The sequence below is a fragment of the Hoylesella nanceiensis DSM 19126 = JCM 15639 genome (assembly GCF_000379965.1).
Classification (GTDB): domain Bacteria; phylum Bacteroidota; class Bacteroidia; order Bacteroidales; family Bacteroidaceae; genus Prevotella; species Prevotella nanceiensis.
Map to the genome: position 1 here is coordinate 234,456 of NZ_KB904327.1, position 12,051 is coordinate 246,506.

The 12,051-nt window shown below is 35.2% G+C and carries 10 protein-coding genes and 1 tRNA gene; 8 read left to right on the forward strand and 3 right to left on the reverse strand.

Annotated elements, in window-relative coordinates:
- Window position 1: 1 nt before the first annotated feature.
- The 5 genes from A3GM_RS0101035 (at window position 2) to A3GM_RS0101055 (ending at window position 4,091) form a co-directional block, all read left to right on the forward strand.
- On the forward strand, window positions 2-382 hold the full coding sequence (locus A3GM_RS0101035; protein ID WP_018361524.1) for a TraR/DksA family transcriptional regulator: 381 nt from the start codon (window positions 2-4) through the stop codon (window positions 380-382).
- Between the two features lie 15 nt (window positions 383-397).
- Window positions 398-1,060: a lipoprotein signal peptidase gene (locus tag A3GM_RS0101040; RefSeq protein WP_025829745.1), complete on the forward strand. Its 663-nt coding sequence runs from the start codon at window positions 398-400 to the stop codon at window positions 1,058-1,060.
- 82 nt (window positions 1,061-1,142) lie between these two features.
- Window positions 1,143-1,955 (forward strand): DUF4296 domain-containing protein, encoded by an 813-nt coding sequence (locus A3GM_RS10860; RefSeq protein WP_018361526.1) that lies wholly within the window; start codon window positions 1,143-1,145, stop codon window positions 1,953-1,955.
- Window positions 1,956-2,163: 208 nt separating this feature from the next.
- On the forward strand, window positions 2,164-3,810 hold the full coding sequence (locus A3GM_RS0101050) for a dipeptidase (RefSeq protein WP_018361527.1): 1,647 nt from the start codon (window positions 2,164-2,166) through the stop codon (window positions 3,808-3,810).
- A 209-nt stretch (window positions 3,811-4,019) separates the two neighbouring features.
- Window positions 4,020-4,091: transfer RNA gene (locus tag A3GM_RS0101055), tRNA-Glu, on the forward strand.
- Window positions 4,092-4,404: 313 nt separating this feature from the next.
- Here the strand turns inward: A3GM_RS0101055 and ispE are convergent.
- On the reverse strand, window positions 4,405-5,247 hold the full coding sequence (gene ispE, locus A3GM_RS0101060; protein WP_018361528.1) for a 4-(cytidine 5'-diphospho)-2-C-methyl-D-erythritol kinase: 843 nt from the start codon (window positions 5,245-5,247) through the stop codon (window positions 4,405-4,407).
- Window positions 5,248-5,337: 90 nt separating this feature from the next.
- Window positions 5,338-6,615, reverse strand: coding sequence for a malic enzyme-like NAD(P)-binding protein (locus A3GM_RS0101065; RefSeq protein ID WP_018361529.1), 1,278 nt, complete (start codon window positions 6,613-6,615; stop codon window positions 5,338-5,340).
- Window positions 6,616-6,730: 115 nt separating this feature from the next.
- On the opposite strand from A3GM_RS0101065, the gene A3GM_RS0101070 reads away from it, so the two are divergent.
- Complete coding sequence (locus A3GM_RS0101070) at window positions 6,731-7,354, forward strand: TetR/AcrR family transcriptional regulator (protein ID WP_018361530.1); 624 nt, start codon at window positions 6,731-6,733, stop codon at window positions 7,352-7,354.
- A 56-nt stretch (window positions 7,355-7,410) separates the two neighbouring features.
- Here A3GM_RS0101070 and A3GM_RS0101075 read toward each other — a convergent pair whose 3' ends face one another.
- Window positions 7,411-9,621: a RelA/SpoT family protein gene (locus A3GM_RS0101075; protein ID WP_018361531.1), complete on the reverse strand. Its 2,211-nt coding sequence runs from the start codon at window positions 9,619-9,621 to the stop codon at window positions 7,411-7,413.
- Between the two features lie 479 nt (window positions 9,622-10,100).
- On the opposite strand from A3GM_RS0101075, the gene rfbC reads away from it, so the two are divergent.
- Together rfbC and A3GM_RS0101085 are read left to right on the forward strand one after the other, a co-directional pair.
- Window positions 10,101-10,646, forward strand: coding sequence for a dTDP-4-dehydrorhamnose 3,5-epimerase (gene rfbC / locus A3GM_RS0101080; protein WP_018361532.1), 546 nt, complete (start codon window positions 10,101-10,103; stop codon window positions 10,644-10,646).
- 6 nt (window positions 10,647-10,652) lie between these two features.
- Window positions 10,653-11,969: a UDP-glucose dehydrogenase family protein gene (locus tag A3GM_RS0101085; RefSeq protein ID WP_018361533.1), complete on the forward strand. Its 1,317-nt coding sequence runs from the start codon at window positions 10,653-10,655 to the stop codon at window positions 11,967-11,969.
- The last annotated feature ends 82 nt before the right edge of the window (window positions 11,970-12,051 follow it).

The window sequence follows — 12,051 nt, forward strand, 5'->3', positions numbered from 1 at the left end:
TATGACTGTAAAAACTCAGTATAGTGATGAGGAATTGGAAGAATTCCGCGCTATAATCAATGAAAAGATTGCTATTGCTCGTCAGAGTTATGATGAGATGATCAGACAATTAATGAATGCAGATAGTAATGATGTTGATGATACATCTCCAAAATACAAAGCTTTAGAAGAGGGAAGTACAACTCAATCTAAAGAAGAATTGGTTGAGATGGCAAATCGACAGAATAAGTTTATTCAAGGATTAGAGGCAGCTTTAGTCCGCATTAAGAATAAAACTTATGGTATAGATAGAATCACTGGTGAGCTAATTCCAAAAGAACGCTTGCGTGCAGTGCCTCATGCTACTTTGAGTGTAGCATCAAAGCAAATGAGAAAAAAATAACTATTGAAGCACAAGGTGAAGAATATTTTAAAGAATATCACAAGTTTACGATTAGTATGGTTCATTGTTTTGGCCATACTAATCGTTGATCAAATTATAAAGTTTGAGGTTAAGTCTACGATGTCTTTAGGTGAATCAATCCCCATTGCATCGTGGTTTAAGATTACATTTATTGAAAATAACGGTATGGCTTATGGCATGACGTTCATCAATAAGATTGTACTCAGCATTTTTAGACTTATTGCCATCACCGCAATAGGGTATTATGTTTGTAAAATAACCAAAACAACTCACCGTAAAGGTTATGTCGCTTGTCTCGCATTAGTATTGGCAGGAGCTATTGGCAACATGATAGATTCGATGTTTTATGGTTTGATCTTTAATGCATCTACTCCCTTTAACGTCTCAGAGCTCGTTCCTTTTGGAACAGGTTATGCTGGTTTTCTAGAAGGAAAAGTTGTAGACATGTTCTATTTTCCTTTAATAGTTACCACTTGGCCTGAATGGGTTCCAGTGTGGGGAGGACATGAATTTATATTCTTCTCGCCTGTGTTTAACTTTGCAGATGCAGCAATTAGCTGTGGAGTAGTTCTGCTCATCCTTTTTTATAGAAAAGAGATGGAAGGCTTAAGCCTTAATTTCTTCTCAAAGAAATCAAAAGAGAAAGAAGAAAATTAAGTAAGTATTAGTTCGTTTATTGTTGTTTTTGATCGCAGATATAATGGTATTTATAAAGAGACATCTTGCATTATTACAGATAATGAGTATATCTTTAATCTTCTTTGTGGCATGCAAACCAGGTGTACCTAATCGTTATATTCAACCTTCAGAGCTTGGAGATATTCTCTATGAATATCACTTAGCAGAAGGAATTACGTCGCTTAAAAACGACACAACCGCTCTTTATTATTATAAGAATAATATTCTAAAGAAGCATAACGTCACTTCTGCCGAGTTTGATTCATCAATGGTGTATTATCTTCGTCATGCAGATGAATTAAAAAAGATATACGAACACCTTTCAGAACGATTCTCTGCAGAAGCAAAAGCCAATGGCTCTGCAATTGGAGACCTTGCTAATTCTGCATTTAATAGTGTTAATGGAGATACAACTAACGTGTGGCAGGCAGACAATGGCATTGTTCTAACACCTTATGCACCTACAAATCTCTATTCTTTCACACTTAAAGTAGACTCAACCTATCATAAAGGAGATAAGTTGTTGCTTGCCTTTGATGCGCAATTTATTTATCAAGATGGAGTGCGTGATGGTGTTTGTGTGATGTCAGTTACATACAATAATGATAGCATTGCATCACAAACTGTTCGTATGAGCTCGTCAAGCTCGTATTCAATGGAGGTTAATGATATTCATAAGCACGGTATTAAGAGTATAAAAGGATTCTTCCTTTTAGGTAATGGTTCAGAAATCAATGCCTATACTTCAACAACTTTGCGATTAATGGCATTGAGAAATATCCATTTAATACGTATGCATCAGAGCGAAAATAAAAAAGAGGAGAAGCCAGAAGAGGTACAAAGAGACTCGCTTGCCATTAGAGAAGAAGAGTAGAGGGTAATAAAAAAGCCTTACATCTATCACATCTAGGTTTAACCTGCTAGTGATGTTGCCATAATATGATATTCTTTTGTATTTTATTCTAGCTTCCTTTATTTCATAAGGGTGTTGTCTTCCTTTATTTGTAATACACTCTTAGAATAAAAATGAACTTATTTGAAATATTAGATATATTGTAGTTTTTAAATTAAAAAACTTTTATATGTTGAGAAAATTATTACTATTATCAGCTTTCTTAGGCTTAGTAGATATGGCTAATGCCTGCACTAATTTTATTGTTGGAAAGAAAGCCAGTGCCGATGGGTCTGTAATTTGTACCTATAATGCCGATGATTATGGCTTGTTTATCAATTTATGCCATTATCCTGCAGGCACTCATTCTAAAGGAACCATGCGAAAAATATTCAACTGGGATACTAATAAATATCAAGGAGTTATTCCAGAAGCTCCTCAAACCTATAATGTTATTGGCAATATCAATGAGTTTCAAGTCTCTATTGCAGAAACAACGTATGGCGGACGAGAAGAAATGGAAGACTCAATAGGTATCCTTGACTACGGTTCTCTTATCTATTTAGCTCTTCAACGTTCTAAAACTGCTCGTGAAGCAGTTCAGGTAATGACCACTCTTGCACAAACTTATGGATACAATAGTGGTGGAGAAACTTTTACAATATGCGATCCTAACGAGGCTTGGATTATGGAAATGATGGGTAAAGGACCAGGCTCTAAAGGTGTAGTATGGGTGGCTTTGCGTGTACCCGACGATGCAATATGTGCTCATGCCAATCAAAGTAGAATTACCAAGTTCAACATGAATGATAAAGCTAATGTGCTTTATTCTAAGGACGTTGTTTCTTTTGCACGTTCAAAAGGTTGGTTTACTGGAAAAGATAAGGATTTCTCATGGCGAGATACTTATGCAAAACCAACTTTTGGAGGTCGTCGTTTCTGTGATGCTCGAGTGTGGAGTTTCTTTAATCACTTTGCAAACGATTTTGATAAATATCTTCCTTGGGCTTTAGGCAAGGATAAAGATGCAGAGGATATGCCTTTATGGATTGTGCCAAATAAAAAGGTTAGCGTGCAAGATGTTATGGTTTGTATGCGTGATCATTATGAAAACACACCACTTGCGCTAGATTCTTCAAGTGTAGGAGGCGGTGTTTGGGAAATGCCTTATCGTCCAACACCTTTACGTTTCAAGGTAGATGGAAAGAATTATTTTAACGAACGTCCTGTTTCTACTCAACAAACAGCTTTCTCTTACGTTGCTCAATTGCGTTCATGGTTGCCTAGAGAGGTTGGAGGAGTGTTGTGGTTTGGTAATGATGATGGTAATATGGTGGCATATACTCCTATTTATTGCGGTAATACAACACAGGCTGAATGTTACAATACACCTGGAGCAGATGCTGTAACATTCTCTGATAAGAATGCATTTTGGGTGTGCAATTGGGTGTCAAACATGGTTTATCCACGCTATAATCAGATGTTCCCAACCTTGAAAGAGGTGAGAGATAGTTTAGAGAATAGCTATTTTGCTAATCAATTGACTATTGAGAAGCAAGCAGTTGCATTATACAATACAGATAAAGCAAAGGCGATTAGCTTGTTGAATCAATATAGTAACGATAAAGCACAACAGATGTTGCACCATTGGAAAAACCTTGCTGTTCGTCTAATTGTGAAGTTTAACGATATGACAGTTAAGCCTGAGAAGGACGGAGTGTTTGTAAGAACCCCAGAAGGAACAGGTGCTGCGGTTAAACGTCCAGGCTTTTCAAATGCTTTTGCACGCAAACTTATAAAAGAAACAGGCGACAAGTATGAGTGTCCTGCAGAATAATGAAAGTACATTTATTTTGTTATGACAATAGAGTAGTAGCTAAATTAAAATAAAAGAACATTGAGTTATGATTCTACTGAAAATAGATAAATAGCTCAATGTTTTATTTTATGCTGAAAAATATTCTGTAGTTTTTGGCGGTTTTATAAAATATATGTATCTTTGCATCACCATTTAAGAAGGCGCTTCGATACAAATGGTGTTATAATGGTGGATTCATCTAACGGTTAGGATACAAGATTCTCAATCTTGGCATAGGGGTTCGATTCCCCTATCCACTACAAAATGCTCAGCAAGAATTTATTTCTAGTTGAGCATTTCTTTTTATATACAATTCGAACTCAATGAAGATAGTCCTAAATCTCTATCTTTTTACTGATTAAAAGCAGTGCTCTTGCGATCTAATTTCACTGCTTTTGTCAACTAAATGCTATGCTTTTATAATAATGTTTCAATCTATTCAAGTAGGAGGAAAAAAGAAAGCATAACAAAGATGTTGCTTTGTTATGCTTCACCTGTAAAGTCTTTTACTATAAAAGTAGATATGCTTATTGGTGAACGTTGAAGTAGTTCGTGTTCAGAAATATTCTATCTTTATAGTTTTATACAATGTATTGCAGCCTCAATGTTGAGTTTTAATTGACTTGGAGTTGGCTCTTGAGAGAATAAACCGAATATAGTACTACCGCTTCCACTCATCGCTGCATATTCAGCACCATTTAGGTAGAGTTGTTCTTTGATGTCTTTCAGCTCAGGATTCATTTTGAAAATTGGAGCCTCAAAGTCATTAATAAGTAGCTCTTTCCATTCTTTTATAGGCTTTTCAATAATATTCCTACAGTTTATTGCAGGCTTTTGGGGAGTAATCATACCAAAGGCTCCTTTGGTAGATATAGATACCAAGGGCTTAACCGCAACGATATAATATTGGGATAGTTTTTCTTTTAAAGAAGGGATAAGTGTTAACTGTTCTCCAATTCCCTCAGCGTAGGCAGGTAAGCAATTGATAAAGAAAGGACAATCGGCGCCTAGTTGAACAGCATACTCTTCTAATTGAGAACTTGTTAGTTGTAAGTTGCAATAGTCATTAATGAGCTTTAGCATGAAAGCTGCATCGCTAGACCCCCCTCCCATACCTGCTTGAGCAGGTATTTCTTTGTGAAGATGAATGTGAAGTCGTGGCAGTTGAAAATCATTCGCAAGGAGTTTATATGCCTTCACTACAAGATTTTCTTGCTCATTTTCATTGAACGACATTCCTGTTACTTTTAAATCGCAATTGAAAGGAGTTGGAAACTCGTTGTCAATTGTGTACACCTCGAGTGCATCATGAAGAGGAATAGGGTAGAACACCGTTTCTAAATTGTGATAACCATCAGGTCGTTTAGACACAATGTTTAGTCCTAAATTTATCTTGGCACATGGAAATATCGTCATATTATTATCTTCTTCTTTAAAATATATAGGGACATAGAATCTAAAAAAAGTCTCTATGTCCCTTTAAATATAAATTATTTACTCTTTGTATTAATCTCGTTTAAGAGCTTCAATATGCTTAGCATAAGCGCCCCAGTCTGTTATTTTGTGTCTTGCAACACCACTTTCGATAGCAGCTTTAGCTACAGCTGTACTTACTTTAACAAGTAATCGTGGGTCTACTGGTTTAGGAATGAAGTATTGAGCACCAAACTTTAAGTCGCTAACGTTATATGCAGCTTTCACTTCTGCAGGTACTTCTTCTTTTGCAAGAGCTGCAATAGCATAAGCTGCAGCCTGCTTCATCTCCTCATTAATTGCAGTAGCACGAACGTCTAGTGCACCTCTGAAGATGTAAGGGAAACCAAGTACGTTGTTGATTTGGTTGGGATAATCAGATCTTCCTGTAGCCATTAATACGTCAGGACGGCATTCTGTAGCTGCTTCGTATGTAATTTCAGGGTTAGGATTAGCCAAAGCAAATACAATTGGATGGTCATTCATTGATAGAATCATCTCTTGTGATACTACATCAGCTTTAGAAACACCCAAGAATACATCTGCACCTTTCATCGCATCTGTTAGAGTCTTCACCTCAGTTCTGCTGCTTGCAAAGAATTTCTTTTGTTCATTTAAGTCTGTTCTATCGGTAGTTATTGCACCTTTAGAATCTAACATAATGAGATTTTCTTTCTGAACACCGAGAGAAAGATATAGTTTGGCTGTTGAGATGGCTGCTGCTCCAGCTCCGTTAATAACAACTTGAACTTTATCTATTTGTTTGTTAGCTACCTCAAGTGCATTAATAAGACCTGCAGCGCTAATAATTGCAGTACCATGTTGGTCGTCGTGCATTACAGGAATATCGAGATTTTTTTTCAATCTCTCTTCAATATAAAAACATTCAGGTGCTTTAATATCTTCAAGATTTATACCTCCAAAGGTACAAGCAATACGTTCTACAGTCTCACAGAACTTCTCTGGGTCTTTTTCATCAACCTCAATATCGAATACATCAACGCCTCCATAAATCTTAAAGAGTAGTCCTTTACCCTCCATTACAGGTTTTCCGCTCATTGCACCAATATCTCCTAGACCCAAAACTGCGGTACCATTAGAAATAACGGCAACAAGGTTACCTTTATTGGTGTATTGAAAAACGTCGTTAGGATTTTGTTGTATTTCTAAACAAGGATAAGCAACGCCAGGCGAATAAGCTAAACTTAAATCGCGTTGTGTGCTATAAGGCTTTGTTGGCTTTATCTCGATCTTTCCTGGACGGCCTTCATTGTGATAGTGAAGAGCCGCTTCTTTTGTAACTTTTGTCATAATCTTAAAACTTTAATAAGTTGGATAATCCAACTGACAAAGATACTAAAAAAAATGAAATAAGGCCGTTTTTAGATGTTTTTTTATACCTTTGTACCCGAAAAACAGCATTTTAATGAATAAAGATTGTATAGTGAACGATTACAGAAACGAACTGAAAGAAAGAATTTTAGAATATTCTGAGAAGGAATTTTATGCAAATGGAGTGAGACAAGTAAAGATGGACAACATTGCAAACTATCTTTCTATATCTAAACGTACACTCTATGAGATCTATCCAACTAAGGAAGATTTGTTGTTAGAGTGCGTTAAAAAGCATGATAAAACACATGAATCAAGAATCGAACAATACATAGAAGAATCTAATCCTAACGCAATTGAAATTATTATCTTCTCTTATAAAATAAAGTTAGAACATTTCTTGCAACTTAATCCTTTATTTTTAGAAGAACTTTGTAAATACAAACGAGTTATAAATTATTTTGATGCAAGGGATAAAGAGCGTGATACTAACTTTGAATGGTTATTTAATCGTGGTGTAGAAGAAGGTTTCTTTAGAAAGGATTTGAATCCACGAATCATCTCAAATATGTTCACTGTTTCACTGAAAGAGGCTATAGATAATGAGTTGTACAAAGAATTTGGGATGGAATATCTTTTCCGTGATATTGTTTTTACACTTATTCGAGGAATTTGTACCATCAAAGGTATTGAAGCAATAGACCAACTTTTAAATTAATAAAAGCTGGTCTATTTTCTTTTTTGTACTGATATTAAAATATGAAAAGTTGATGATTAAAGGCGACTAACTTGTTTTACACCTTTAATTGTTTTGATTTTCTTTATCAAACTATCTAGTTTAATTGTGTCTTGAAGTAGTATTGTTAAATTACCTGTGAACAGTCCGTCGTGTGATTCGATGTTGATTGAACGTAAAGTAATTTTATCTTCTTTTGAAATAATACTAGTAATATTGTTGATTATCGCAATATCGTCATTTCCAACAATACGCATTACTGTGCTATATTGTGAAGTTCCTTTACCACTCCAACGTGCTCTTACAATACGATAGCCAAATCTTCGGCGTAGTTCTGCACTATTAGGACAGTCGCAACGGTGAATTTTTATACCGCCATTAACGGTTACAAAGCCGAAAACATCATCGCCATAAATAGGGTGACAACATTTTGCTAGAGAGAAATCAATACCCTTTAAGTTTTTATCTATAACTAGAATATCGTCGCTTTCTTTTGTTTTCTCCTCATTAGGGTTATCGAAGTTGAACTCCTCTGCAGACCTCGCAGGTTGAGTAGGGTTAGCGTTCATATCATAATCTCTAACTTCTAAGTACTTATCAACAACCTCATTAAGGTCTAATTTCTCATCTGCTATTTGCTTGAAAAAGTCAGACATTTCTTTGAATCCCAATCTTTTTACAAGATGAGACATCACCGATTCGTCTATATCTATCTTTCTATTTTTGAATCTTCTCTCAAGCATTTCCTTAGCATATAAGCCTGTTTTTGCTTGAGTTTCTTTTAAAGCGAGTCGTATTTTCGATTTAGCTCTAGATGTTTTTACAATCTTTAGCCAGTCTCTATTGGGTTTTTGGTTGTTCTGAGTGATAATTTCTACTTGGTCACCAGAATGTAACACCTCTTTAATAGAAACGTTTCTATCATTTATTTTGGCTCCAACACACTTACAACCAAGCCCCGAATGGATGTGGAAGGCAAAGTCTAAAACTGTTGCTCCCTTTGCTAATTTATACAAATCTCCTTTGGGAGAGAACACATAAACCTCGTCTTCATAGAGATCTAGTTTGAATTGATCCATCAATTGCAAGTCGTCATTGTGTTCTAATGCCGCACGAATATTACCCAACCATTCATCAACTCCGCTTTCACTTTTAACACCTTTGTAACGCCAGTGTGCTGCAAGTCCATGCTCAGCTATTTCGTCCATGCGCTCAGTTCTTATCTGAACTTCGACCCATTTGTTCTCAGGTCCGAGCACAGTGATATGCAAACTCTCGTAACCATTAGACTTTGGAACAGACAACCAGTCACGTAATCGTTTGGGGTTAGGTTGATACATGTCCGTAATAATAGAATAAGCCTGCCAACATTGCATTTTTTCTTGTTGCTCAGGAGAATCTATTATAATACGAATAGCAAACAAATCATATATTCCAGAGAACCCACATTTCTGCTTTTTCATCTTCTGCCAGATAGAATGAATACTCTTTGTACGTCCTTTTATTTGGAACTTTAGACCAGCATTCTCTAGCTTTTCTTTGATTGGAGCAATGAAGTTGCTTATATAAGCATCACGAGTTTTCTTTGTTGCATTGAGGTTTTCCTTAATCATATAATAAGCATCATGCTCAAGATACTTTAAACTAAGATCCTCTAGTTCGCTCTTTAGCTTATAAAGACCAAGTTTATGAGCAAGTGGTGCGTATAGATAATTTGCCTCTTCTGCCGCTCTTCTGCGTTCTTCTTCTTTGTTTGTATCACGAATTTGCCTCATCATATTCACACGATCGGCTATCATTAACAGGATAACTCGCATGTCTTCGGCAAATGATATGAGTAGATTTCTGAAGTTTTCGCTTTCTACTACAGGCGTCTTTTTATATAATTCGTGTAGGCGTAATAATCCCTTTACAATGGTAAAGACGCCTTCTCCAAAAGTCTTCTGTATGTTTTCTATGGTTGAAAACTCATTAATCACACTATTAAAAGTGAGTATAGCAATTACAGCATCACGTTTTAATCCTATTTCTTTAATTGCGATTTGAGCTGTTTCTAATGAAAATAAGATAGGATTAAGACCAAAAATATCTCTTGGAATAAGGTTACTTTCAAGCGCAGCATTGATATGTAGACTTAGTTTTTCTTTGTCTCCAGGCTTGAAAGAATCTTCTATAGCACTATAAACAGTCTCGAAAAGTGAGAGTATTTCAATGCGTTCTTTTTCTGTTGAGATGTTATTTTGTTCCATAGTTGCTAACTTTTAATGATAAACAAAGATACAATAAAATAAAAGGAAAAGAGATATTTTTAATCAATTTTATTGCTAAAAGGGTGAATTTAGTGATATTTTCCTATTCTTTAGTAGCAAATTCAACTTTGACGTATAGCTCTTTTTGTTCGTATATTGATATTATAGAAGTTGTTTATGTATGTCTTTTGAAAATATAATCCTACTTTCTTATTTTGCAGAATATCATCTCTTGATATCTAAATCGTATAAATTTTATAATAAAACTTATACATCTTATAATAATAGAGTTATGAAAATATAACAATTGTATATCTTTAGTTTTATTAAAAAAACATTTTGTTGATTGCATTTAAAAAACTACCTTTGCATAATAAGAATGTATTTACACCCAAAGAGTTTATTTATTTGAGGTGTTTTGCAAGTAAATCAAGGCTAGAATAATAATTCTAATCGGCTTATTAATAACTAATTGGAAGATGACATACACAGAAACCGAACTGAAAGGTGTTTGGATAATAGAACCAAAGGTCTTTAATGATGACAGAGGTTATTTCTTTGAATCATGGAATAGCAAAAGTTTTACAGAACATATTGGAGCTATTAACTTTGTTCAAGATAATGAATCGAAATCTAGTTATGGTGTTTTGCGTGGGTTACATTATCAAAAAGGTGATGCAGCACAAGCTAAACTTGTTCGTGTTATCAAAGGAAATGTATTAGATGTAGCAGTTGATTTACGTCGTTCTTCGCCCACATTTGGTAAATATGTAGCTGTAGAATTAAGCGAAACAAATAAACGACAACTCTTTATACCACGTGGTTTTGCACATGGATTCTTGGTGTTAAGTTCTGAAGCAATATTCTGTTATAAAGTAGATAACGTGTATGCGCCAGACCAAGAGGCAACTTTAATGTGGAATGATGAAAGTGTTTCAATTGATTGGCCTATCAAAGAAGATTTAATTTTTAGTGCAAAAGATTTAAAAGGAAAATCGTTGAAAGACGCAGAAGTATTTGATTAATTAGATATGAATATTGCAATTGTTGGAACAGGTTATGTTGGTTTAGTCTCAGGAGCATGCTTTGCAGAGACCGGTGCCGTTGTTACATGCGTTGATGTTGATGAATTAAAGATTCAAAAACTGATGCAAGGAGATATTCCTATCTATGAACCTGGACTTGATGAGCTTGTTTTAAAGAATATAAAAGCTGGACGATTGAAATTTACAACATCGTTAGCAGAGGTTTTAAACGAGCAACAAATAGTGTTTTCTGCAGTGGGTACACCTCCTGATGAAGATGGAAGTGCAGACCTAAAGTATGTTTATCAAGTGGCAGAAACAATAGGCGAATATCTTGATAAATATGTTGTTGTTGTAACTAAGAGTACAGTTCCTGTTGGAACTTCAATGCAAGTAAAACACATTATCCAACAAAAGCTAAATGAAAGAGGCGTTAATGTGCCTTTTGATGTTGCAAGTAATCCTGAGTTTTTGAAAGAAGGTAATGCCATAAAGGACTTTATGAGCCCTGATAGAGTTGTGGTAGGAGTAGAGAGCGACAAAGCAAAAGAAATACTAACACGCCTTTATAAGCCCTTTTTACTTAATAATTTCCGAGTTCTTTTCATGGATATTGCAAGTGCGGAGATGACCAAATATGCTGCCAACTCAATGCTTGCAACACGTATTTCGTTTATGAATGATATTGCAAACCTATGTGAATTGGTAGGAGCAAATATCAATATGGTGCGTGCAGGAATAGGTAGTGACACTCGAATAGGACGCAAATTTTTGTATGCTGGCTGTGGATATGGAGGCTCATGTTTTCCTAAAGATGTCAAAGCATTGATTAAAACGGCAGATGATAATGGCTATAATCTACAGGTTTTAAAGGCTGTTGAGAATGTAAATGCATTGCAAAAGAAAGTTGTTTTTGATAAACTTTGCAAGATATATGGTCAAGAACAACTAAGCAAAAAGACAATAGCAATATGGGGATTAGCCTTTAAACCTGATACAGATGATATGCGAGATTCTACAGCTTTGGTTGTAATAGATTTACTTTTAAAAGCTGGTTGCACAATAAAAGTATATGATCCTGTTGCTATGGACGAATGTAAACGTCGTATAGGAGATGCTGTTCACTATTGTAAAGATATGTATGATGCAGCAATGGGAGCTGATGCAATCTTATTAATCACCGAATGGAAGGAGTTTAGATTACCTTCTTGGGACGTTGTTTCTAAGATAATGAACAAACCTTTGCTTATCGATGGACGCAATATCTTCGATAGATCAGAGCTTGAAAGTATTGGATTTGAATATCACTGCATAGGATGTTAAAGATTAAAAGTTAATAATAATGCGGTTATCTATAAATAAACTCATAAAAAGAATTGCTTTTATTTTACTAGCATGCTTTGTT

Bases quoted from the DNA above. Each gene is read 5' to 3' on its own strand.
- A3GM_RS0101035 (WP_018361524.1), top strand. From the start codon at position 2: ATGACTGTAAAAACTCAGTATAGTGATGAGGAATTGGAAGAATTCCGC.
- A3GM_RS10860 (WP_018361526.1), top strand. From the start codon at position 1,143: ATGAGTATATCTTTAATCTTCTTTGTGGCATGCAAACCAGGTGTACCT.
- A3GM_RS0101050 (WP_018361527.1), top strand. From the start codon at position 2,164: ATGTTGAGAAAATTATTACTATTATCAGCTTTCTTAGGCTTAGTAGAT.
- ispE (WP_018361528.1), bottom strand. From the start codon at position 5,247: ATGACGATATTTCCATGTGCCAAGATAAATTTAGGACTAAACATTGTG.
- A3GM_RS0101065 (WP_018361529.1), bottom strand. From the start codon at position 6,615: ATGACAAAAGTTACAAAAGAAGCGGCTCTTCACTATCACAATGAAGGC.
- A3GM_RS0101070 (WP_018361530.1), top strand. From the start codon at position 6,731: ATGAATAAAGATTGTATAGTGAACGATTACAGAAACGAACTGAAAGAA.
- A3GM_RS0101075 (WP_018361531.1), bottom strand. From the start codon at position 9,621: ATGGAACAAAATAACATCTCAACAGAAAAAGAACGCATTGAAATACTC.
- rfbC (WP_018361532.1), top strand. From the start codon at position 10,101: ATGACATACACAGAAACCGAACTGAAAGGTGTTTGGATAATAGAACCA.
- A3GM_RS0101085 (WP_018361533.1), top strand. From the start codon at position 10,653: ATGAATATTGCAATTGTTGGAACAGGTTATGTTGGTTTAGTCTCAGGA.